This window comes from Ruegeria sp. YTSC002 (genome assembly GCF_059609845.1).
This window is the reverse complement of sequence record NZ_JBXWML010000009.1, coordinates 105,441-128,328: the sequence shown is the minus strand read 5'-3', so window position 1 is coordinate 128,328 and position 22,888 is coordinate 105,441. Positions and strand designations below refer to the sequence as shown.

At 57.7% G+C, this 22,888-nt stretch carries 23 protein-coding genes and 1 other RNA gene; 9 read left to right on the top strand and 15 right to left on the bottom strand.

Annotated elements, in window-relative coordinates; all coding sequences use genetic code 11:
* The first annotated feature begins 11 nt into the window (after positions 1-11).
* From purQ to AC2FFD_RS16705, 4 genes are all read left to right on the top strand, one after another.
* Positions 12-680, top strand: a complete 669-nt coding sequence (gene purQ, locus AC2FFD_RS16720) for a phosphoribosylformylglycinamidine synthase subunit PurQ (protein WP_425078215.1) — start codon at positions 12-14, stop codon at positions 678-680.
* 132 nt (positions 681-812) lie between these two features.
* The gene (locus tag AC2FFD_RS16715; RefSeq protein WP_371809329.1) at positions 813-2,495 is read left to right on the top strand and encodes a sensor histidine kinase; all 1,683 of its coding nucleotides are present in this window, start codon (positions 813-815) and stop codon (positions 2,493-2,495) included.
* 12 nt (positions 2,496-2,507) lie between these two features.
* Positions 2,508-3,842 (top strand): sigma-54-dependent transcriptional regulator, encoded by a 1,335-nt coding sequence (locus AC2FFD_RS16710; RefSeq protein WP_050603452.1) that lies wholly within the window; start codon positions 2,508-2,510, stop codon positions 3,840-3,842.
* A gap of 508 nt (positions 3,843-4,350) precedes the next feature.
* Positions 4,351-7,221, top strand: coding sequence for an Rne/Rng family ribonuclease (locus tag AC2FFD_RS16705; protein WP_496873599.1), 2,871 nt, complete (start codon positions 4,351-4,353; stop codon positions 7,219-7,221).
* 49 nt (positions 7,222-7,270) lie between these two features.
* On the opposite strand, the gene AC2FFD_RS16700 is transcribed toward AC2FFD_RS16705, so the two are convergent.
* A complete protein-coding gene (locus AC2FFD_RS16700) occupies positions 7,271-7,504 on the bottom strand; it encodes a sulfurtransferase TusA family protein (protein WP_210092320.1) in 234 nt (77 codons plus the stop codon).
* 106 nt (positions 7,505-7,610) lie between these two features.
* Here AC2FFD_RS16700 and AC2FFD_RS16695 point away from each other — a divergent pair, with 106 nt between their 5' ends.
* From AC2FFD_RS16695 to AC2FFD_RS16680, 4 genes are all read left to right on the top strand, one after another.
* Positions 7,611-8,363 carry a cytochrome c biogenesis CcdA family protein gene (locus AC2FFD_RS16695; RefSeq protein ID WP_210092321.1) on the top strand — a complete coding sequence of 251 codons (753 nt, stop codon included), beginning with the start codon at positions 7,611-7,613 and terminating at the stop codon, positions 8,361-8,363.
* A gap of 62 nt (positions 8,364-8,425) precedes the next feature.
* Positions 8,426-9,628: a hypothetical protein gene (locus AC2FFD_RS16690; protein WP_496873598.1), complete on the top strand. Its 1,203-nt coding sequence runs from the start codon at positions 8,426-8,428 to the stop codon at positions 9,626-9,628.
* Positions 9,625-10,974 (top strand): cytochrome P450, encoded by a 1,350-nt coding sequence (locus tag AC2FFD_RS16685; RefSeq protein WP_496873597.1) that lies wholly within the window; start codon positions 9,625-9,627, stop codon positions 10,972-10,974. Before AC2FFD_RS16690 ends, AC2FFD_RS16685 begins: the two co-directional genes overlap by 4 nt.
* 73 nt (positions 10,975-11,047) lie before the next feature.
* Positions 11,048-11,929 carry a fructose bisphosphate aldolase gene (locus AC2FFD_RS16680; protein ID WP_170344395.1) on the top strand — a complete coding sequence of 294 codons (882 nt, stop codon included), beginning with the start codon at positions 11,048-11,050 and terminating at the stop codon, positions 11,927-11,929.
* A 4-nt stretch (positions 11,930-11,933) separates the two neighbouring features.
* Here AC2FFD_RS16680 and AC2FFD_RS16675 read toward each other — a convergent pair whose 3' ends face one another.
* The 4 genes from AC2FFD_RS16675 to fumC are packed head-to-tail and all read right to left on the bottom strand — an operon-like array spanning position 11,934 to position 14,383.
* The gene (locus AC2FFD_RS16675) at positions 11,934-12,536 is read right to left on the bottom strand and encodes a DNA-3-methyladenine glycosylase I (RefSeq protein ID WP_496873596.1); all 603 of its coding nucleotides are present in this window, start codon (positions 12,534-12,536) and stop codon (positions 11,934-11,936) included.
* Positions 12,537-12,594: 58 nt separating this feature from the next.
* Positions 12,595-12,816 carry a ribbon-helix-helix domain-containing protein gene (locus AC2FFD_RS16670; protein WP_170344392.1) on the bottom strand — a complete coding sequence of 74 codons (222 nt, stop codon included), beginning with the start codon at positions 12,814-12,816 and terminating at the stop codon, positions 12,595-12,597.
* Entirely contained in the window at positions 12,813-12,989 is a 177-nt protein-coding gene (locus AC2FFD_RS16665; protein ID WP_170344391.1) for a DUF4169 family protein, read from the bottom strand. Before AC2FFD_RS16665 ends, AC2FFD_RS16670 begins: the two co-directional genes overlap by 4 nt.
* Positions 12,989-14,383: a class II fumarate hydratase gene (fumC, locus tag AC2FFD_RS16660; protein ID WP_496873595.1), complete on the bottom strand. Its 1,395-nt coding sequence runs from the start codon at positions 14,381-14,383 to the stop codon at positions 12,989-12,991. The genes AC2FFD_RS16665 and fumC overlap by 1 nt, the downstream gene beginning before the upstream one ends.
* Before the next feature lie 205 nt (positions 14,384-14,588).
* Between fumC and AC2FFD_RS16655 the strand changes: the two genes are divergently transcribed.
* Positions 14,589-15,152 carry a hypothetical protein gene (locus AC2FFD_RS16655; RefSeq protein WP_425078221.1) on the top strand — a complete coding sequence of 188 codons (564 nt, stop codon included), beginning with the start codon at positions 14,589-14,591 and terminating at the stop codon, positions 15,150-15,152.
* Positions 15,153-15,179: 27 nt separating this feature from the next.
* On the opposite strand, the gene AC2FFD_RS16650 is transcribed toward AC2FFD_RS16655, so the two are convergent.
* From AC2FFD_RS16650 to AC2FFD_RS16605, 10 genes are all read right to left on the bottom strand, one after another.
* Entirely contained in the window at positions 15,180-15,638 is a 459-nt protein-coding gene (locus tag AC2FFD_RS16650; protein WP_170344387.1) for an SspB family protein, read from the bottom strand.
* Between the two features lie 76 nt (positions 15,639-15,714).
* A complete protein-coding gene (gene chrA, locus AC2FFD_RS16645; protein WP_496873594.1) occupies positions 15,715-16,968 on the bottom strand; it encodes a chromate efflux transporter in 1,254 nt (417 codons plus the stop codon).
* Entirely contained in the window at positions 16,965-17,780 is an 816-nt protein-coding gene (locus AC2FFD_RS16640) for a chromate resistance protein ChrB domain-containing protein (protein ID WP_496873593.1), read from the bottom strand. The genes chrA and AC2FFD_RS16640 overlap by 4 nt, the downstream gene beginning before the upstream one ends.
* 125 nt (positions 17,781-17,905) lie before the next feature.
* Positions 17,906-18,337 (bottom strand): ester cyclase, encoded by a 432-nt coding sequence (locus tag AC2FFD_RS16635; protein WP_170344384.1) that lies wholly within the window; start codon positions 18,335-18,337, stop codon positions 17,906-17,908.
* A gap of 101 nt (positions 18,338-18,438) precedes the next feature.
* Positions 18,439-18,811: a transfer-messenger RNA gene (gene ssrA / locus AC2FFD_RS16630) on the bottom strand.
* A 36-nt stretch (positions 18,812-18,847) separates the two neighbouring features.
* Positions 18,848-19,210 carry a DUF4345 family protein gene (locus AC2FFD_RS16625; protein WP_170344383.1) on the bottom strand — a complete coding sequence of 121 codons (363 nt, stop codon included), beginning with the start codon at positions 19,208-19,210 and terminating at the stop codon, positions 18,848-18,850.
* Between the two features lie 15 nt (positions 19,211-19,225).
* Positions 19,226-19,876: a TenA family protein gene (locus AC2FFD_RS16620; protein ID WP_496873592.1), complete on the bottom strand. Its 651-nt coding sequence runs from the start codon at positions 19,874-19,876 to the stop codon at positions 19,226-19,228.
* 58 nt (positions 19,877-19,934) lie between these two features.
* Positions 19,935-20,588 carry a hypothetical protein gene (locus tag AC2FFD_RS16615; RefSeq protein ID WP_170344381.1) on the bottom strand — a complete coding sequence of 218 codons (654 nt, stop codon included), beginning with the start codon at positions 20,586-20,588 and terminating at the stop codon, positions 19,935-19,937.
* Positions 20,589-20,601: 13 nt separating this feature from the next.
* Positions 20,602-22,002 (bottom strand): selenium-binding protein SBP56-related protein, encoded by a 1,401-nt coding sequence (locus AC2FFD_RS16610; RefSeq protein ID WP_257600692.1) that lies wholly within the window; start codon positions 22,000-22,002, stop codon positions 20,602-20,604.
* Between the two features lie 117 nt (positions 22,003-22,119).
* The gene (locus AC2FFD_RS16605; RefSeq protein ID WP_480684375.1) at positions 22,120-22,851 is read right to left on the bottom strand and encodes a FadR/GntR family transcriptional regulator; all 732 of its coding nucleotides are present in this window, start codon (positions 22,849-22,851) and stop codon (positions 22,120-22,122) included.
* Positions 22,852-22,888: the final 37 nt, after the last annotated feature.

The following is a 22,888-nucleotide window of genomic DNA, read 5'->3' as shown; positions in this document are numbered from 1 at the left end:
GAGGGCCCGCCATGCGCGCAGCCGTAATCGTTTTCCCCGGATCAAACTGTGACCGAGACCTTGCGGTCGCTTTCGAGCAGGCCGGTTTTCAGGTCGACATGGTCTGGCACAAGGATGCCGCGCTGCCGAAAGGCATTGATATCGTGGGCGTCCCAGGTGGTTTTTCCTATGGCGACTATTTGCGCTGTGGTGCAATTGCCGCGAAATCTCCGATCTGCAAGGCCGTGATCAATCACACCGAACGCGGCGGTTACGCCTTGGGGATTTGCAACGGATTTCAGGTTCTGACGGAAACGGGGATCCTGCCGGGGGCGCTGTTGCGCAATGCCGGGTTGAAATACATCTGCAAGACTGTGGGCCTGAAAGTTGAAACCAGCGACAGCGTGTTTACCGGCGGCTACAATGCGGGCGACGTGATAGGTATTCCGATCGCGCATCACGACGGCAACTATTTCGCTGATGACGCAACGCTGGCGGCGTTGAGAGATCAGGACAGGATCGCATTCACCTATACCGAGAACCCCAATGGCTCGGTCGGTGATATCGCGGGGATCCTTTCCGAAAACCGTCGTGTTCTGGGCATGATGCCGCACCCCGAACGCGCGGCCGATCAAGGGCATGGCGGCACCGACGGGGCGGCGCTGTTCCGCGCATTGTCAGGTGTGTTTGAAGCGGCGTGACTTGAGGTCACGCGCGCCCGCGCGTAACGTCTGATCATGAACTCGGACGTGCGATCAGGCTGGTCAAAGCTGCTGAAACCGTTTCGCGGCGCCCCGTTGGGGTGGCGGCTGCGGCTGGCTGTTCTTGTTTTGATGGTGGCAACAATCGCAACGGTTTGGACCACCAACCGCTTGTTGACCGACAGGTTCACCGAATCCACCCGCAACCGGGCCGAGCTGCGCCTTGCGCTGTATTCCGGCAATTTGCTGAGCGAACTGCGCCGCAACTCGATCGTGCCCCAGTTGCTGGCGCGGGACCCGACCCTGATTTCGGCACTGCAATCCAGGGACTATTCGCTGTCGACGCAGCGTTTGATTTCGTTCGTAGAGGAAATCGGTGCGGCGTCGTTGATGCTGTTGGATGGAGACGGGCGAACGGTTGCGGCGACGGACCGGAACAGGCTGGGTGAGGCGCACCGGAATATTCCTTATTTTGTGGACGCGATCCGGTCAAATGCGACGATCTTTTCCGTTATTCCCAAGGAATCCGGCGGATACAGCTTTGTCTATTCCCGCCGGCTTGAAAACAGCGCGGAAATACTTGGCGTGATCGTTGTCGAAGTTGATCTGCAAAAGTTTGAACAGGCATGGGCCGGTATTTCGGATGCGGTGATGGTCACTGACAGCACCGGAACCATCATTCTGTCCACCGAACCGCGCTGGCGGGGTCTGGATGAGGGGGCGGCCCTGCTGCGTCAACCGCCGCAAGGGGCGATCCAGCGGGCCATTCGCGCAACGACCGACTGGACCGCTTTGCCGCCTGACGCCTACCTTCAAGGCGAGGCGGTAATGCGTCTGGAAACGCGCATCCCGTTCCGCGGCTGGCAAATGACATCATTCACGACCTATGCCTCGATCCGCGAGAAAGTGAACAGCGTTCTGGCGCTCGAGATCATGGGCTTTGCGATTCTTCTGGCACTGGCGTTCTACGCGCTGAGCCGACGCGCGACGTTGCGCATGACCCTGTTTCAGCGCGAGTCGGCAGAGCTTCGCGCATTGAACGCCAGGCTACAGCGGGAAATCGCTGAGCGCGAACGGGTTGAAAAGACGTTGGATTTGGCCGAACAGACCCTTGCCCAAAGCTCGAAACTTGCTGCTCTGGGTGAGATGTCAGCGGCCGTCAGTCACGAGCTGAATCAACCGCTGGCTGCAATGAAAACCTATCTGGCCGGCGCCCGTCTGCTGTTGCGTCGAAACCGGCCGGAAGAAGCGTTGGCAAGTTTCGGGCGCATCGATGGTCTGATTGAACGGATGGGGGCGATTACGCGGCAGCTCAAATCTTACGCCCGCAAGGGGGCGGATGCGTTTTCACCTGTAAATCTTGGCGAAGCGCTGGCCTCGGCCTTGTCGATGATGGAACCGCAGCTGCGCCAGCGCCATGTGAAGATCACCCAGATCCTGCCGGAAGAACCGGTGGTGGTGATGGGGGACCGGATGCGGATCGAGCAGGTGATGGTCAACCTCTTGCGCAATGCGCTGGACGCCACCAAATCAGTGGCAGAGCCGGATGTGGAAATCATCCTGGCGGCGGGTGACACGGCTGTGCTGACCGTGCGCGACAACGGGCATGGGATCGAAGATATCGAGAACCTGTTCGAACCGTTCTATACCACCAAACAACCCGGAGATGGAGTTGGGCTGGGGCTTGCCATCTCGTCGGGGATCGTGAACGACCATGGGGGACGGCTGACTGCGCGCAACGGCCAATACGGCGGTGCGGTGTTTGAAATGCAGTTGCCAGCACTGGGAAGCGACGGCCTCGAGGCCGCGGAATAACGAGGAATGACTATGGCACAGGCCATGAAAATTGCCATTGTGGATGACGAACAGGACATGCGCCAATCGATCAGCCAATGGCTTGCTTTGTCCGGATATGACACGGAAACCTTTGCCAGCGCGGAAGATGCGCTCAAGGTTCTGGGGCCGGATTATCCGGGGATCGTGATCTCGGACATCAAGATGCCGGGTATGGATGGCATTCAGCTTCTGAAAAAGCTGATGGGAGCCGACAGCACCCTGCCGGTGATCATGATCACCGGTCACGGCGATGTTCCGATGGCGGTCGAGGCGATGCGGGTTGGCGCGTTTGACTTCCTTGAAAAACCGTTCAATCCAGACCGTATGTCCGAGCTGGCCAAACGCGCCAGCAATGCGCGCCGACTGACACTGGACAACCGTGCGCTGCGGCGCGAGCTGTCCGGTGGCACGCAGATCATGAACAAGCTGATCGGTGCCAGCCCGGTCATGGAGCGGCTGCGCGAGGATATTCTGGATCTCGGCCAGGCCGACGGCCATGTGTTGATCGACGGTGAAACCGGTACCGGGAAAACACTTGTGGCTCACGCGCTTCATGCCGTTGGCAGCCGTGCAGGCAAGAAATTTGTCCTGGTGTCCTGCGCCGCGCTTGAAGAGGATGCACTGGCCAAGCGTCTCTTTGGCCCCATGATGCCAGAGGATGCGCAACTGCCTGCCATCGAAGAGGCGCGGGGCGGAACGCTGGTTCTGGAAGATGTGGAAGCGTTGAGCGATACGTTGCAGGCCAAGCTGCTGAGCGTGATGAACGAGCAGGGCACACCTGCGGAGACCCGGATCGTTGCCATCTCGAACCTGCAGGAGGCGGGCAAGACGTCGGAAGACGTGCTGCGCCCGGACCTGTTCTATCGCCTGGCGGCGCTGCGCATCACAATGCCGCCGTTGCGGCAGAGGGGCGAAGATATCCTGACCCTGTTCACCCGCCTCAGTGAGCAGTTTGCCGAGGAATACGGTTGCGATGCACCCCAGGTGAGCGCGCAGGAGGCTGCGCAACTGTTGCAGGCCCCTTGGCCCGGCAATGTGCGTCAGTTGATCAACATTGCCGAACGGGCGGTGCTTCAGTCGCGCCGTGGCTCGGGCACCATCGCGTCTCTGTTGATGTCCGATCACGAAGAGATGCAGCCGGTGATGACGACCGAGGGCAAGCCGTTGAAGGAATATGTCGAAGCGTTCGAGCGAATGCTGATCGACAACACGATGCGCAGGCACAAAGGCTCGATTGCGTCCGTCATGGACGAGCTTTGCCTTCCTCGCCGGACGCTGAACGAGAAGATGGCCAAATACGGCCTTCAGCGGTCGGACTATCTGTAAGCGATGCGATTTGGGGGCTCTGCCCCCGTCGCCTGTGGCGCCTCCCCCGGGATATTTTTGGCCAGATGAAGGGGGCTGCACCGTTGGTTTGGGGGCGGAATGCAGTTTGCCCATTGTCTTTTCCACAGGGTTGCTTTTATTGTGGCGGAACGGGCCGGGCGAATTTGACGCCTGCAAGTCCCGAATCTTTGAGTTTCGCTGCTGATCCGTTGGTGAGGGTCAAGACCTCGCGGTTCAGCAGACCGATTATGCCCCTGAAGGGGCAGTGGAGTACCTGAGCCCGGGATCCCCGGGCGAAAGGAATAAATGGGCAGGCAGCGTTCAGACGCACCTGTCGGAGAAGAACCGCGATGACGCGCGCGCAACGATTGAGAGAACGGGCAGGGGGCCACAGCGCCAGACCCTGCCGCGCGCCGTCTGATATCGCCCTGACAAGACACCTCCCCAAAAGCGCCTGTCCGCCTGGACAGGTCAGGACAACGCGTTTGGCGCGGTGCACCAAGGACAAATGGCTAAGAAAATGCTTATCGATGCCACCCACGCGGAGGAAACCCGCGTCGTGGTGGTTGACGGAAACAAGGTCGAGGAGTTCGATTTTGAATCCGAAAACAAACGCCAGCTTGCCGGCAACATCTATCTTGCAAAAGTAACTCGGGTTGAGCCATCGCTTCAGGCGGCCTTTGTAGACTATGGCGGGAACCGGCATGGTTTCCTGGCATTCTCGGAAATCCATCCGGACTATTACCAGATCCCCGTCGCCGACCGTGAGGCGCTGATGGAGGAAGAGCGCGCCTATGCCGAGGCAATGAAGGCGCGCGATGAGGCAGAAGAGGCCAAATCCAAGAAGCGGCGGTCTCGGTCTCGCTCGAAGGCTGCTGACGTGAAATCGGATGATCCGGTTGAAACGATGGAGGTTTCGACCGAACCAACCGGCATGGAAACCATCGATCTGGACGAGGGTGAAGAAGCAGGTGTTGAGGTTCCGGAAGGAACGTCGCCGATGGAAGTCGTCGCTGAAACTCCGGTAGAGGAGCCAGTTGACGATGACGCGCCGGCCACTGATGACGCAACCGAAACCGCATCGGATGAGGCTGCGTTAGACGACGTAGCCGAGGAAGCCACTGAACAGGCTGTCGAGGCGTCGGACGACGACGCGGAGGACCAGGCCGAAGAGGCAGTGGAAACCGGTGAAGAGGTTCAATCGGAAGGGGAAGAAGCCCAATCCGAGCCCGAGCAAACAGAAGAACTTGTTGAAGCTGCGGATGATGAACTGGACGCGGATGAGGACGGTAGCGACAGCCAAAGCACGGACGCTGCATCTAAAGACGCATCGATTGAATCGGTTGCCGATGAGGATGACAGCGAAGACATTCGGCCGCCGCGCAAACCGCGTCCGCGTCGTTACAAGATACAGGAAGTCATCAAAGTACGTCAGGTTCTGCTGGTGCAGGTTGTCAAGGAAGAGCGCGGAAACAAGGGTGCTGCGCTGACGACCTATCTTTCGCTGGCAGGACGGTATTGTGTTTTGATGCCCAATACCGCACGTGGCGGTGGCATCAGCCGCAAGATTACCAATGCGGCGGACCGGAAAAAACTGAAAGAGATCGCAACGGATATCGATGTGCCGACCGGGGCGGGTTTGATCATTCGAACCGCCGGGGCCAAGCGAACAAAGTCCGAGATCAAGCGCGACTATGAATACCTTCAGCGCTTGTGGGAACAGATCCGGGCGCTGACACTGGAATCCATCGCGCCGGCAAAGATTTATGAAGAAGGCGATCTGATCAAACGGTCGATCCGAGATCTTTACAACCGCGATATCGACGAAGTCTTGGTCGAAGGCGAGGGCGGGTACCGCATCGCCAAGGATTTCATGAAGATGATCATGCCGTCTCACGCCAAGAACGTGAAACGGTATGAAGATGCGCTGCCACTGTTCGCGCGCTATCAGGTGGAAAGCTATCTGGCGGGGATGTTCAACCCGACCGTACAGTTGAAATCCGGTGGTTATATCGTGATCGGCGTGACGGAAGCGCTGGTGGCGATCGACGTGAACTCGGGCCGTGCCACCAAGGAAGGGTCGATCGAGGAAACCGCACTCAAGACCAACCTTGAGGCCGCTGAAGAGGTTGCACGCCAGTTGCGCCTGCGTGATCTGGCCGGTCTTATCGTGATCGATTTCATCGATATGGATGAGCGCAAGAATAATGCGGCCGTTGAAAAGCGCATGAAAGAGCGGTTGAAAACCGACCGTGCGCGAATCCAGGTGGGGCGTATTTCGGGCTTTGGCTTGATGGAAATGAGCCGTCAGCGTCTGCGCCCCGGCATGATCGAGGCAACGACACAGCCGTGCCCGGCCTGTCACGGCACCGGCCTGATCCGCTCGGACGACAACATGGCCTTGTCGATCCTGCGTCAGATCGAAGAGGAAGGTACCCGTCGCCGTTCGCGCGAAGTCTTGGTGCGCTGCCCTGTCAGCATCGCCAACTTCCTGATGAACCAGAAACGAGAACATATTGCGCAGATCGAAGCGCGGTATGGGCTTTCGGTGAGGATCGAAGGGGATATCCATTTGGTCAGCCCGGACTTCTCGATGGAGAAGTTCAAGACGGCCAGCCGGATCGTTCCCGAGGCCACGGCGCCCGTTGTTTCTGTTGATGCGTCACTGATGGATCTTGTCGATTCATCGGACGCGGAAGAGGCCGAAGAGGAAACCGTTCAGACCGAAGAAGAGGCAAAGCCCAAGCGCAAGCGCCGCCGTCGTCGCCGCAAGAAAGGCTCGGGCAATGGCGATGCGCCCGAGCAGATCGCTGAAGAGGGTGAAGCGCCCGCACAAGAAGACGCAGAGGGCGATACGCCTGTCGTTGAAAATGCTGAACCGGCTGAAGCTGAGGCTTCGGAGGAAGAAAAACCGGCCAAGCCCAAGCGCAAACGCGCCCCGCGTCGTCGCAAGAAAGACGCGGTTGCCGAAGAAGTTGCGGAACAGTCTGAAGAACCTGCCGTCATGACAGCGGACGCCGTGACCGAAGAACCGGCAGCCGAGGAAACCGGTGAGAGCATCGCGAGCGAAAGCGCCGAGTACGTGGCGGAGCAGGTCGAGGTGGTCGCCGAACCAGCCGAAGTACAGGCTGATGCTTCGCTGTCGGCAGAGCAACCTGCAAACGGTGTGGATGCGGCACCAGCGGTTGAAGAAGCGGATGAGGCGGAAAAGCCATCTGCGGAAGCTGTAGAAGCCTCTGAAATTACGGAAACCGACGATCCTGCCGAAGACGGGCCAGCAGAAGCAACAACCGAGCCAGTGCTTGAAGGCGTAGCGGAAGAGCCTGAGCCTGTACCGGCCAAGCCCAAACGACGCGGTTGGTGGTCGCTGGGAAGTTAACGAAAAAGGCGGGCTGATTGGCCCGCCTTTTTTTGACCTGAAACAAAGGTCAGCTGGATTTTTGGATCAGATAGATCTGATGTGCGCCGTCAGTGTCCTGCGAAAGCAGTCTATGCCCGGCCTCGGCACAAAAATGCGGAACATCCACGATGGCCGCAGGATCATCGGCCAGAACCCGCAGAACGGCGCCGTCCGGCATGGATTTCAGTCGTTTGCGGGCTTTCAGGACGGGCAAGGGGCACAACAGGCCCAAGGCGTCCAGGGTATCTGAAATTTCTGACATGATTTTCGGGATAGGGTGAAGTTGTAATATTGTCCAGATTCCGTGCACGAGGATGTGACCGTTTGGCCCCGTGACGGATCGCTCTTCATCACATATGTGCAGAAACATGTTCGGAATCGAAATCATAGACGCGGGACTTCTGCCCGCCATGTTCGTCGCGCTACTGGGTGGCTTGATCAGCTTTCTGTCGCCTTGCGTATTGCCCATCGTACCGCCTTATCTGGCGTATATGAGCGGCGTTACCATACATGAGATGCAGGACGAGGCCCGCGCGCGGCGCAAGGCGACCATGTCGGCGCTGTTCTTTGTCATGGGCCTGTCGACCGTCTTTCTGCTGCTTGGCTTTACCGCATCGGCCTTTGGTGCGTTTGTTCTGCAAAATCAGGTGCTGTTCGCCAAGCTGTCCGGTGCCGTCGTCATCGTCTTTGGCCTTCACTTTCTGAATGTCTTCCGGATTCCTTTTCTGGATCGCGAAGCACGGATTGAAACCGGCGATTCCGGTGGTTCGGTCTTTGGTGCCTATATCCTTGGCCTTGCTTTTGCATTCGGCTGGACCCCGTGCATTGGGCCACAACTGGGGGCGATCCTGTCATTGGCGGCGAACGAAGCGTCGGTCGCGCGTGGCACGTTTCTGCTGGGTGTTTACGCTGCGGGCTTGGGTATTCCGTTCTTGTTGGCAGCCATGTTCCTGAATCGCTCGATGACCGTGATGAACCGGATCAAACCGTATATGGGCACGATCGAGAAGGTCATGGGCGGCCTGCTGTTGTTTGTGGGCATCATGCTGATAACCGGGCTTTTCACCCGCTTCAGCTGGTGGTTGCTGGAGACTTTTCCGGCGCTGGCAAACTTCGGGTGATCAACTGACGCACTTACCTTGACCTCAAGCCTGCGTTAACCTGCGCATCAGAAGGTCAGGGCATGAGCAGTCACAAAAATCAGCCGCAGGTGCGCAGACGTCGGGTGTTCTATATTCCCGGCTATGATCCGATGCCGCCCCGGCGATATCGCGAGCTGTATCGCACCGAGTCTCAGAAACAGGCCCGGATCTCGGGGTACGAGATCGCAATCGCCCCAAAGACAACGGACGGACGTTTTGGCTGGCGCGTGACCTCGGAACAAGATGGCCTGACCGTTGAAACGGAATTCGAGGTTCTGGTGTGGTCCGACATCGTGCGCGACAGCATGTCGGTCTCGATCCCGGCGACCTATTGGCAATTGGCCCGCACGGCGTGGATTTACATATCAACCGGTACGTTGTGGCGTCTGATGCGATTGCGCAAGGGCCCGGTGATCGCGGCGTTGTATCCAGTGGCGATGTTGGTGTCTCAGCTGCTGATCGCGCTTGCGGTGGCATGGGCATGCATAGCCATGGCCGGTTGGTGGGGGCTGTTCCCGGGAGCGGCCGCAGCCGTTGCGCTGTTGTTATGGTTTCGCAAGGTCGACAACCGGCTGTTTGCGTATTACCTGATGCATGATTACGCCTATTCAGCGCAGTTGAACGGGCAAATGCCGGTCGAGCTAAGGGACAGGTTGGCTTCGTTCCGAGAGACGATCGAAGCTGCGCTGAAGTCCGATGTGGATGAGGTGCTGGTCGTTGGCCACAGCTCGGGCGCGCATCTTGGGGCGTCTGTTCTGGCCGGGCTGATCCGAAAAACGAACGTGCAGGAGCGGCGGGCAGCACTGTCTTTCCTCAGCTTGGGGCAGGTGGTTCCGATGGTTTCGTTTCTGCCTCGGGCATACGATTTGCGGTCCGATCTGCATTTCCTGTCCACGCGGTCCGAACTCACCTGGATCGATGTCTCGGCCCCCGGTGATGGCTGCGCCTTTGCGCTTTGCGATCCGGTTGCGGTCACGGGCGTGGCCGACGCCGACAAACGTTGGCCGCTGGTCCTGTCGGCGGCTTTCACGCAAACCTTGTCTCCGGAACGCTGGAAGGTTTTGCGATGGCGGTTTTTTCGCCTGCACTTTCAGTACCTTTGCGCGTTCGACAAGCCGGGAAGCTATGACTATTTCCGGATAACGGCTGGCCCTTTGACGCTGAAGCAAAGGTTTGCGGATCGTGAGGCTTCGCGCAGCCGCATCGAGACGCCTGTGTCCAAGTTCACCTCGGTACGCCCATGACCCCGCCCAAGCCAGACCCGCGCCCTGATAAGGTTTCTTTGCTGCGCTATGTGAAACTGTTCAGACATGACCTGCTGTCGGCGCAGCCAGCCCGGTTGTATCGCGCGTGGATGGCAGAATTCAAAACCCCGTTCTTCCGATCGTTCCTGATCAATCAACCGGACCTGATTCAAACCGTTCTCAGGAAACGGCCTGACGATTTCCCCAAATCCGGCAGGATCAGCGAAGGCCTGCGGCCGTTGCTTGGCAATTCGGTGTTTCTGACCAATGGCGAGGTCTGGAAACGACAGCGGCGGATTATCGATCCCGCGTTCGAAGGCGGGCGTCTGAAGGATACATTCCCGGCCATGCTGGCCGCTGCCGAGGCGTGTGTGGAACGGCTGCGACCTTGTGTCGGCGGGGAACTCGAATTCGAAGAACAGACAAGCCATGCGGCGGCGGACGTCATATTCCGCACCCTGTTTTCCGTTCCCATCGACAACGCTATCGCCAGCCAGGTGTTCGAAAAGTTCCGGGCCTATCAACGCGCGCAACCTTTGCTGAATCTCGCGGCTTTTGTTCCATTGCCAAAGTGGCTGCCCCGGTTTCATTCCAGGGCGACCAAACAAAACGCGCGGGATATCAGGGCGCTGATTGCCGAACTGACCAGAACACGCGCAAAGGCCATCAAGGACGGAACGGCACCTGATGATCTTGCGACCAAGATCATGACGACGGCTGATCCCGAAACCGGACAGTTCTTCGACCCCGACGAGATGGTTGATCAGGTAGCGATCTTTTTTCTTGCCGGGCATGAAACCAGTGCGTCAGCCTTGGCCTGGACGCTGTACCTGATGGCCCTTTACCCGGAATGGCAACAGAAGGTTGCAGATGAGGCCGCCGTTCTGGATGATCCTTCATTTGGCTGTGTTTCAAAACTCCGGATCAGCCGGGATGTGTTTCGCGAAGCGCTGCGTCTTTATCCTCCGGTGCCCATGATGGTTCGCGAGGCCACGTGCCCCGAACGGTTCCGTAACCGGGATGTGCCGGTTGGCGCGCAAATCGTGATCAGCCCGTGGCATTTGCACCGTCAGGCGCGTTTGTGGGACAATCCGGACGGTTTTGATCCTATGCGTTGGGGCACGGAAAACGGCAAGCGCTGCCAGCGCGACGCTTACATCCCGTTCTCTGCGGGCCCCCGAGTGTGCACCGGGGCCGGGTTTGCAATGGTCGAAGGGCCGCTGATCCTGTCGATGCTCTTGCGCCGTTTCAGGTTCGAAACAATCCCGGGAAAAACACCTGTTCCGGTCGCGCATCTGACGGTTCGATCCAAAGATGGCATATGGTTGCGCCTGTTTGAGCGCTAACAACCTACCATCGGTTCACGCCCTGTTGTATGCGGGGAGGAACATCGGAATCATCATTGAACGGGAAAACAATATGTCCAAAGCAGAACAGCGCGCGCAGATGATCAACGGCACGGGCTTTATCGCGGCACTGGATCAAAGCGGCGGATCAACCCCGAAAGCGCTTGCGTTGTATGGTGTCGAGGCATCCGACTACAACTCAGACGAAGAGATGTTCGGTGAAATCCAGAAGATGCGTGCCCGCATCATTCTGGCCGACGATTTCACAAAGGACAAAGTGATTGGTGCAATCCTGTTCGAACGTACCCTGGGCGAAGAGATCGAAGGCCGCAAGGTTGCCGATTACCTGTGGTCGGTCAAAGGTATCGTGCCTTTCCTGAAGATCGACAAAGGCTTGGAAGAACAGGCAAACGGCGTTCAGATGATGAAACCGATCCCCGGTCTGGCCGAGACCCTGGCCAAGGCCGATGGTGTGTTCGGCACCAAGGAACGCTCGGTCATTCACGAAGCGAATGCCGACGGCATCGCGGCGGTGGTTGCGCAACAGTTCGACGTCGCCCGCGAAGTCACCGATGCCGGTATGGTTCCGATCGTGGAACCCGAAGTGAACATCCATTCGGAAACCAAGGCCGAAGCAGAAGACATCCTGAAGGCTGAAATCCTCAAAAACCTCGATCAACTGGCCGAGGGTCAGGAAGTGATGCTGAAGCTGACGATCCCGACAAAGGCGAACTTGTATGACGCGCTGGCAGACCACCCGCGGGTATTGCGGGTTGTGGCCCTGTCGGGCGGTTATTCGACGGAAGAAGCCTGCGACCTGTTGAGCCGAAACGGCAAGATGATCGCATCCTTCTCGCGGGCTTTGACCGAAGGTCTGTCGAAGCAGCAGTCAGATGCCGAATTCAACGCGGCCTTGGGTGGCAACATCGACAAGATTTACAAAGCCTCGGTCTGATCCGTCAGGCAGGTTTGATGAAAGAGCGGCGCATCTGTGCCGCTTTTTTTCTGCCGATGCAGCCCTCGGCGTGGTCATTGACCAACCCCATGGCCTGCATGAACGCAAACACGGTTGTAGGGCCGACAAACTTCCACCCCCGTTTCTTGAGATCCTTCGACATGGCCACGGATTCGGGTGATGTGGATGCTGTTTGCGGGGGCGGAGGCGTTTCAGCCTCATAACGCCAGACATAAGCCGCCAGAGATCCTTCTGTCGCCACAAGGTCCTGCGCGCAACGCGCATTGTTGATCACCGCTTCAATCTTGCCGCGATGACGGATGATCCCGGCGTCCTGTAGCAGGCGTTCCACATCTGCATCAGAAAACGCGGCCATCTTGTTGAAATCAAATCCGCAGAAGGCTTTCCTGAAGTTTTCGCGCTTGTTCAGGATTGTCCGCCAGCTGAGGCCTGACTGAAAGCTCTCGAGGCACAGTTTTTCAAACAACCGTCGGTCATCGTCGACAGGGTAACCCCATTCATTGTCGTGATATTCAAAGAATTCAGGCGCGGCCTGACACCATGTGCATCTTTGCTGCCCATCCGGCCCGGTAATGGTGTCGCTCATGGTTGTACCCTTTTTGTTCCCGCTCACGTTACACGTCGAGGCGACGGCGTGACAAGTCTCAATCAGGGTTTCGGAACCAGTTCAGCACAAAGACGCGTATGGCCGATGCAAGACCCGTTTCCGGGTCGCGCTCCACATCAATCTCAGCCGCCAAGACATTGATTGGCTTATCTTGTTCCTGAGCGATCTCGCGAAAAGCACGCCAGAATTCATCCTCGAGTGATACCGAGGTTCGATGCCCTTTCAGGGTCAAAGAGCGTTTGACAGGGCGGCCGCTCATTCGTCCAGCTCATGATTGTCGAGGTCGCGCTTTTGTTTTTTCTGTTGAAGCTTCACGACTTCTTTTTCAGCTTTCGTTCGCCCAAACGCGACGGCGTTCCGGTCGGCGCGGGCCTTTTTCACGGCCCGCGCTTTTTCTTTTCGATACCGGTTCAGATTGACCGGCTTGCCCATCAGTCTTTCGGGCCGATCATCTGTTCGGGGCGGACGACGGCATCAAAGGTCGCTTCGTCCACGAAGCCCAGTGCGATGGCTTCTTCCTTGAGGGTGGTGCCGTTCTTATGAGCGGTTTTCGCAACGGTGGTCGCATTGTCATAACCGATTGTAGGGGCAAGCGCCGTGACCAGCATCAGCGATTCCTTCATCAGTTTGTCGATGCGCGGCTCGTTCGCTTTGATGCCCAGCAGCATCCGCTCGGTAAAGCTGTCGGTGGCATCCCCCAGCAACTGGATCGATTGCAGCAGGTTGTAGGACATCATCGGATTGTAGACGTTCAATTCGAAATGACCTTGCGACCCGGCAAAATTCATCGCCGCGTTGTTGCCCATCACATGCGCGGCGACCTGCGTCAGCGCTTCGGCCTGCGTTGGGTTTACCTTGCCGGGCATGATCGACGAGCCGGGCTCATTTTCCGGCAGGATCAGCTCACCCAGGCCGGAACGAGGCCCGGAGCCCAGGAAACGAATGTCGTTTGCGATCTTGTAGCAGCTGCCGGCAATCGTCGCCAAAGCGCCCGACAGGAAGACCATGGCATCATGGGCGGCCAGCGCTTCGAACTTGTTCGGTGCCGTCACGAAGGGCAGGCCGGTGATCTGGGCCATATGGCCTGCGACGGCCTTGTCCCAGCCGTGCTGGGTGTTCAGGCCGGTGCCAACGGCCGTACCGCCCTGGGCCAGTTCATAAATCCCCGGCATTGCCGCGTGTACACGTGCGATCCCCTGACGAACCTGGTGGGCATAGCCACTGAATTCCTGACCCAGTGTCAGCGGTGTCGCGTCCTGCGTATGGGTTCGGCCGATCTTGATGATGTCCTTGAATTCCTGGGCCTTCTGCTCGAGCCCGGACGCCAGTTTCTCAAGCCCCGGAAGCAGCACGTCACGCACGCTCATCGCTGTTGCGATATGCATGGCGGTTGGGAAGGTGTCGTTCGACGACTGTCCCATGTTGCAGTGGTCATTCGGGTGTACCGGGTCTTTGGATCCGATCTTTCCGCCCAGAATCTCGATGGCTCGGTTGGCGATGACCTCGTTCGCATTCATGTTCGACTGGGTGCCCGAACCCGTCTGCCACACGACCAACGGGAAGTTGTCGTCGAACTTGCCCTCGATCACCTCGCCTGCGGCCTGAATGATCGCATCTGCTATCTTTGCGTCCAGCTTGCCCGTTGCCTTGTTTTCCATGGCGCAGGCTTTCTTGATCACGCCCAGCGCGCGCACGATGGCGACCGGCTGCTTTTCCCAGCCGATGGGAAAATTCATGATCGAGCGCTGCGTCTGCGCGCCCCAATATTTGTCGGCAGGAACCTCGAGCGGGCCAAAGCTGTCGGATTCTGTGCGGGTTTGAGACATCGGTCACTCCGTCTGGTATGCAGTTGTATGCCGTTTAGCCGCAGCCACGCCGTGACGCAATCGGCCAGTTGCGCGCACCTTAAACTCAAGGACGTCAAAGGTATAGGCGCAGGGTGCGTCACTTTAATCGTTATTGGCGGGGAATGTGCATTGTTTGCGGACACCTCTGGGCTACAATAGAGAAATGACCGCCCAGGAGGATAAAATGCCAAATTTACATCGCCTTAAGCTTGAGAAAGCTGCCGCGATACTTGCAGTTTGCGCTTTGTGGCTGTCGATTCTGAGTTTGCAGGCCCGCGCGGCAGAGATTACACCGTTCATAGGAGATTATGTCGGTTCAGCCGAAGTAGTGGACGCGGATGGCACGACAACGCCCCGCGACATGAGCGTTTCCATCGTCGAGACCAAGAACGGCTTCAACGTCAGTTGGCGGACGACGACATACAAGCCGGACGGACGTGTTAAGGACCAGAAATTCTCGATAGATTTTGTTCCGTCAGACCGCCCTGATGTGTTTTCGGCGGCGATGAAGCGCAATGTCTTTGGTCACGAAGTGCCATTGGACCCGATGAAGGGCGAGCCGTTTGTATGGGGCCGCATTGTCGGCGACACGCTGACTGTGTTTTCGTTGTTTATAGATGAGGACGGAGGATATGAGTTGCAGCAATTCGACCGTACGCTGGCCGAGGGCGGGCTGAACCTTGCGTTTTCACGATTCATAGATGGTCAAAAATCCCGGTCGGTCGAGACTTTTCTGATGAAACGATAAACCCCGCGCCGGGCGGGGTTTGAAGCTTCATTTCCGGAAGCTGTCCAGCGACACGATATCCGCATCGTGATGAATTTCTTCTTCTTCGACTTCGATGTCGTCTTCGATGATCTGATCTTCTTCGATTTCGTCTTCCGGGCTTTCAAAGCGAAGGCCGAATTCCACGGATGGGTCCACGAAAGTCTTGATTGCGGAATAGGGGACGTACAGCGGTTCCGGGGCGTCGCCAAAGTTCAAAGTGATGGAAAAGCCGACGTCTCCGACTTCGAGGTTCTCGAACCAGTGCTGCATGACGATTGTCATTTCTTCGGGATAGCGTTCACGCAGCCAGTCGGCGATTTCTACACCATCTTCACGTGTGTCGAAGGTGATGAAAAAGTGATGCGCCCCGGGTAGACCGGTTTCAGAAACTTCCTTCAGCACTGTTTTGATCAAGCCGCGCATGGCGGTGTGCATCAGGTTTCCATAATCGATGCCTTGCGACATGTGTGATCCTCAAAAGTGGTTATGCTCAGCATAGGGGTTTTGTTCGGAAACGAAAGGGCGGGTATGACCGGATTGATCAGATATTGTGTGCAACCAGCCCGGCCACCGACATCAGAACCAATACAGTTCCCATCCCTAATTTCAGTCGAAAAATCAAGGCCCCAGCAAGAATAGTTAGACTTACTGCGGTAATATCCAACGCGGATAACTGCGGCGTGGGGATTGCCACAGGACCCCATGATTTTTCAGTCACCGATTCGAAAAGAACATTCAGGGCGAACCACACGGAAAGGTTGAGAATCACTCCGACGACGGCCGCGGTGATTCCATGCAGGGCCGCGGACAGGCGGGGACGCGCGGCCAGACGGTCGAGATATGGGGCCGCAAGAAAAATCCAAAGAAAGCACGGAACGAACGTCGCCCACAATGCAACCGCGCCAGCGGCAAGTGCCAAGGTGAACCCGCTGGTCAGTTGCCCGGTCAGCATGGCGACAAACTGAGTGACAAGTATGAGCGGCCCCGGAGTCGTTTCCGCCAGACCCAGCCCATCAATCATCTGATCCGTGCTGATCCAGTGGTACTGGTCGACAACGGTTTGGGTCATATAGGCCAATACGGCATATGCGCCGCCAAAGGTCACAACGGCGAGTCGGGCAAAAAACCAGCCCAGCTCGCTCAGCAGTTGATGGCCTGTGACGCTCAGAGCGACAAGCGGGCCCAACCAAAGTGGCAACCAGACAGCAATCGTTCGCAGAGACTGCGCCAGTTGTGGTGTTCCTTCTCGTTTCGGCGTTTCAACGGATCCTTTGAAGGTCACATAGCCCCAGAAAGCGGCAGCGAAAATGATCGCCGGAAACGGGAGGTTCAGCAGAAAAATGGACAGGAAGGACAGAATTGCGATTGTCCGATGCTCTCGATCGTTCAATGCTTTGCGCGAAAGATTGCGAAGCGCCTGCAAAACGATCACGATGACGGTTGCCTTGATGCCCGTGAAGGCCGACTGCACCAAGGGGACATCGCCAAACGCTGAATAGAGCGCGACCAGAACCGCAATCACCACCGCGCCGGGCAACACGAACAAGCTGCCGGCAATCAGCCCGCCGGCAACACCGCGCAGACGCCACCCCGCATAGGTTGCCAGCTGCATCGCCTCGGGACCCGGTAGCAACATGCACAAAGACAGGGCGCGCAGGTACGTCTGTTCATCCAGCCAGGGTCGACGCTCGACCAATTCCTGATGCATCAAGGAGATCTGAGCCGCAGGACCGCCGAAAGACAGCAGGCCGATCCTGCTGAAGACCTTGGTAATCTCGGCCAGTGTCGGTGTCATGACGTTCGCCCGGTGGGCCAGTCATGGCTTTCGTCAAACCCATCGCGCGCCCAGCGATACAGCGCGTCGTAAAGGGTTATCCCGGCCTCCAGGTTTTCATGGTCATCACGATACTGCCTTGAAAGCCCGACCGACACCGCCAACAATCCCGCCGCTTCGGGCGCAAGCATGTGCCGGTTCGTGTCCGCTGCCCGGATGACCGTCGCCAACCGGTCCAGTGCAGGAGAGTGAAGATCGAATTCATCCAACATGGTGTCAAACGTGCAATTGTCGCCCCGGTGGCTCCAGAACGTGTTCTCGATATCAAATGGTGACGCCCCGAAAGCAGTCGAAACGCTTTCGACTTCGCCGGGTGCCACAAACAGGAATTTGGCGTCGGGATCAACAAACCTGCGTATCAGCCAGGGACATGCGATTCTGTCGATCTTTGGTCGGTGGCGCGTGACCCACAGCGTATGGCCTCCAATCCGTTCAGGAATGCGGGCTGCGGGTACACGTGGCGCGTCGGTCAATTCGCGCCAGGCCTGCATTCCACCTTCCAGATATTCGGCTTGATGCCCTTCGCTGCGCAACCAGGATACAACGCCCTGGCTCAGCTTTTTGCCCTTTTGACAGATAATCACGGCCGAGCGGCCGGAGATCTTGCACAAAAGCCCCCGAAGATCTGTGGCCGGGTGCCGGACTGACGCGGGGATCAGATAGGGATCATCTTTAAAATCGTCATTCAGGCAGACGTCGAATAGAACGGGCGCATTCGGAGTGCCAATCAGACGCAGAAGTTGCTTGGGGGAAATAGAGTTGGGCGATGCCATGGCATGTTTCCTTGTAACCGCGGATACATGCGAAACTTGGGCTGTCGCCTCACGGGGCGTTCGCAATCTTACCCCATGGCACTTGCTACCGCGCAAGGGTCATGGGGGTCAAGATTGCGTTGTATTCACGCCCAGTCCAGGCGCTGCCCTGTCATGCATACGGGCAGGGTGTCCGATGGAAACTGGCCCAGTTCTTCAAAAAACGAGATGAAGTCAAAATGATTGTAAGCCTCGACCATCTTTTCGTCTTTGAACCGTGCCATGACCTGGCCCGTGACTTCCAGTGGCGCGCCATTGTCGGCCCGAAAAGTACGAACATGCAGAATGGCAGACACCCAGTCGCCGTTTTCGATGATCTTGGGCAACTCGACCTTGATGTCCCCCAGAATATGGCGGAACGCCATGACCAGATCCCGGAAATCGTCCGCACCGACCTGCATTTCCGGAATCAGCCCCTCGGCCATCGTTTCGGGCGCGAAGAACTGATCAATCGCTTCGGTGTTTCCATTTTCCCAAACTTCGGAGTACCACTTTCTGAGTATCTCTGAATTCGTCATCCCAGTTCTCCTGTCCAAGTGCTGGCACGATGGCAAAAAGGAATGAATAAACTCTGAATCCGCCAAGGGACGGGTAAATAAATTCAGACATGTGGGGGATTAATGCAGGTTTCTGTTGCCAGGTACCTGCGAACCCCGCCTTACGCGGCTAGGCGCAAGGGCTTAAGTTTCGGTCTTGCTACTGCTTACGCAGCAACTGCAACCGGAGCACGATTGTCGTTTGCAATTGTACTGTTTTCGCCGGTAACGGTGGCAGACAGCCGGGACAAAGCTAACCCCTTTAGACGTTCGTCGATCCTATTTCGGCCCCCCGGTTCTGAAAGTGATCCCCAAACGAAGGATGCCCCCAGAAGGTGTATGGTGGAGCCGCCGGGTACCGCCCCCGGGTCCGATCCGCTTATTACGAGCGCGTTTATGTCCATAGTCCCGAAGGACATCTCTTATATAGGTGAGGTGATGGATGGATGCAAACTCAGAATGAAGTCTGCCGTATCCTATATTTCCAATCCGTTAGGTGGCTTTGTTGAAGTTTGCAGAGATAAGCCAAACCGCCAGAACCAGTTCGATTCCCCCAAAGATCAACGCCTTGGCCAAGGGGGGATTGTCCAGCGCGACCGACACAAATCGGCCCAGCGCTGCACCGGAATAGACAATGCCCAGCATGACATAGGCCATTGGGTTGTTCAGCCAGATAACGGCGATCCCGGTCACAACAAACAAACCACCGACCGAGGCGCGCATCTCGGACAACCCCATCGTGCTGTTGGTCGGGGCCAGATCCAGGGCCGACGCGGTGTGGGCCGGGGCTAGAAACCCGAACGCGCCGAACCCGATGGTCAGCAATGCTGCAATGACGTTCAGAGTTGCGACCATGGCGGCCTCCTGGGTTCAGGCCGCGTAGACGGCGTCAAAGAAATCACGTTCCAGCTCGATGGCGCGATGAAACAGTCGCGTGACCTCGGCCTGTTCAGCCGCATCCAGCGTCGGCCAGACGTTGTCCAACTGACTGCGCAGATATTCCACGACGCTTTCGAACCCTTCGCCCGCATGTAGCGTGATCCATTCCGCAAACCAGAACGGCAAGCCGTCTTTGGGCGGGTTTTCCGGGCTGGCCCAGCTCAGGTAAACCCATTCCGCCACGACGAGTACCGCCAGCATGTTCTGATAACGGCCAGAGGCTGCGGCTTCGGCCATCAGATCCTGAAACGCCCGTGTGGCGGGCGCGGGCTCGGTGCTGGGCTCAGTGCCCAAAGCGTCCATCGCGCGCAGGAAATAGGTGTTCTCGGGGCCTGTGATCACCGCCAGAAACTGCGCGGCCGGGACGCTGTCTGAAAGGGTCGGCGCATGCGCGATGGCGCTGGCCAAAAGACGCACGAAGCCGTCGACGAACTGATAATCCTGTTGCAGGTACCAGCGCATTTTATCCTCGGGCAGGGTGCCGTCAGACAGTTCGCGGGTGAAGGCATGGGTCGTGGCGGCCGTCCAGTCGTCGATTTTACCCTGACGCAGCACATCGGTTGGGCGGGTTTGGTCCTGCATTCGGAAGCTCCGTTTTGTCTTGATGCAGACAAAGCGCGTTTCAAAACAAAGTACAAGGTCAGCCGAGTGCGGACCAAAGACCCAGACCACCGACCAGAATGAGGCTCAGGGCCCAGATGAGCTCCAGGTTGAACCAGCTGCGCGACAGGAATTGCAGGCCAAGCCAACGATAGACCGCAAAGGCCAACAGCCCGCCACCCAGAACCATGGCGGCCGTATGCAGCGCGGCGACGCCCAGAACCAAAAGGGTGTTCGTCGTCATGATCTGGGAAATCGCTTGATGTCCCGCGTCCAGTTCATCCACGGCACACAGGCCCAGATAGATTGGAACCAGCATCAGGGCGGCCCCGTGGGCAAGCGCCACCAGAAAAGACCAAAGCGCAAGCCTGCTTGGCGGGATCCGCGAAAGAAAGCGGGGATGACGGCGGGTTATCGCGATGTACAGGCCCATGCCAATGACGACCAGGGCCGCGCCGATACGGATTTCATTTTGATAATCGACCAGTACGGCCATCAGGGCAAAAGGAAGAAGTACGCCGAGCATGGCCACGAAATGCCCGCCAGCCAAAGCCGCGAGTGCGCTCCACAGGGCGGATTGGCGTTGTTCCATCAAAGCCGAAGACACCGCCAGCGGCCAGCCCATGCCGGGGTTCAGGCCGTGATAGGCGCCGCTCAGAACAACGGCCAGCCACAGGCCAGCCGTTGATGACATCAAAAATTCCAACTCAGACCGACGGATAGCAGAAGCTGTCGGTTGAACAGTCTCCGCCCTCCAACCGGATCTGGTGGCTGCGATAGCCCTTGGGGAACTCCACCCAGAACTTCGGATCCAGCGTCAGCCCGCCATTCTCGCCGACATCAGCTTTGACCATGGCCGCACCGCCTTCCTCGGGGTAGAACTGGTCGTCCCACGTGGAATAGAGCGAATTGGTCCAGTAGACGCGTTTGCCGTCGCGGCTGATTTCGACCATCTGTGGACCATAGCCGAACGTCTGGCCGTTGGGATGTTTGGTCTTTTTTACAATCCCTCCAATTTCGACCTTGCCGGCAAGGGTGGGGTTCATCGGGTCGGAAACATCGTATTGATGCATCTCGCCGGTACCCCAGCAGGCGACGTAGAGGTACTTGTCGTCCAGGCTCAGGTCGATATCGGTAACCAGCGGCGGAACGGCAGAGAAGCCCTTCAGAAGCTCGGGAAGATCATCGGGATCAGCGGGTTGCGGATCGATTGTTATGGTCTTCTTGGCTTCGAACGTGCCGTCTTCATTGCGCCACCAGGTGAAGATTGCACCTTGCAGGTTCGTTGTATCGACGACAACGCCGCAGAACCCGTATTGCTTTACGGGATCATGAGCGGGGCGGATTTCCAAGGCCATCTGATGGTTTTCACCCAGATCGATGGTTTGAATATTCGTCCGGTTTCGAAGGTTCCAGAAATGGATGCGGTGGCCGTATTTATTGGACAACAGGTCTTCGGCCACCAGCCCGTTTTCGAATTGCGGTGGCAGGCCCCATTCGGAACTGACCATGTAGTCACGCGGCAGGTTCCACCAGAAATCATAATGCTTGTCCTGTACGCCGCGCTCGATCTCATAGCGCCCGATGATGTCGAAGGTCTCGCAGTCCATGATGAAAATGCCCGGAGGGCCATCTGTGCCGTCGGGGCCACCACCGCCAAGGGTGCTGACATAGATCCCCTCGGGCCCGCAATGGATCGTGTGCGGACGGGAATACCCTGTCTTTGCAAAGACTTCTTCGGGTTCGATGATCTTGTGAATCTTGGCTTCGAGCGGGTTTTTGACATCGATGACATAAATCCGGCTGGACCGGATGCCCGGGATGATCAGATAGCGCCGCTCCAGAAACGCGTGACCGCTGAGCGGCGACAGGGCCGAAGAACAGGCGTTCCAACCGAAATGGTGAAACTCGTCGCCCTTTTCGGGCATGATCACCTGATGCACGATCTTTCCGAAATCGTCCGAGCTTGGATCGACATTCACAACCGCCAGTCCGTCGGGTTGTGAAAAGTCAGGGCTGAGCATCAGCGTGAATGCAAGTGTCTCAGCGGGGCCCTCCATCGCCAGTTTTGCGGATGGATAAAAACTTGGGTCCGGTCTTTGGTTCATAACGTCCTCCCGTAAGTCATTGATCTTCAATTCATATTGAGAGTTCCGGTCTTGCCGCCGGATGACAATCTGCCTGCTCGTGTGCCCCTTGTTCTGATCTTGTTTCGAATGCCGCCCTCAGTTGGGTTTACGTTTGCTCTTGGCCACGTCATGGGCCAGCCGTCGTGTGTAACGTTCCAGACCGATCAGGGCGGAGTCTACGGTGTCCGCGTCTTTTGCCTCAAGCGCGTCCACTATTCTGCTGTGCAGTCCGATGATCTCTTCGCGGGACCGCGCCGTGAAGGTGATCATGTTCATCAAGGGCTGCATCGCTTCCACGGCGCCCGCCAGCTGATAAGACAGGACCGGGTTTCCAGCCCCATCCACCAGCGCGCGATGGAAAGTCACGTCCGAGGCGCAAAAGGCTTCGTCCGTCAGGCCCGGTTGGGATTGGCGGAATATTTCCGCCCGCATGGTCGCCAGGTGATCTGCCGTGCGCCGCTGCGCGGACAAGGGCGCACAGGCCCTTTCCAGGGCATATCGCGCCTCGCATGCGGTATCGAAGCTGACCGCATTCATCGACAGCAGCAATGTCGAAGTCGTGACTTGCTGAGAATAGGCATCCTCAAAGCTCAGGCGATTGACAAACGCCCCGCCGGAAGCGCCGCGTTGGGTGCGGATCAGCGACTGCGCTGCCAGTCGTTTCAGCGCCTCGCGCACTGTGGGGCGAGAGACCTGGAACTGATCCGACAGTTCGGCTTCGGAGGGCAGGCGCGCGTCCACGATCAGCTCACCCGAAACGATCGCATCCCGAATGGCCTGGGCGATCTGGGCAGACAGGTCTGCGGTTTTTCGGGGCGCGGTTTTCATCTTCAGACGACCTTGGGCAAATTTTTATTTGTCTGAC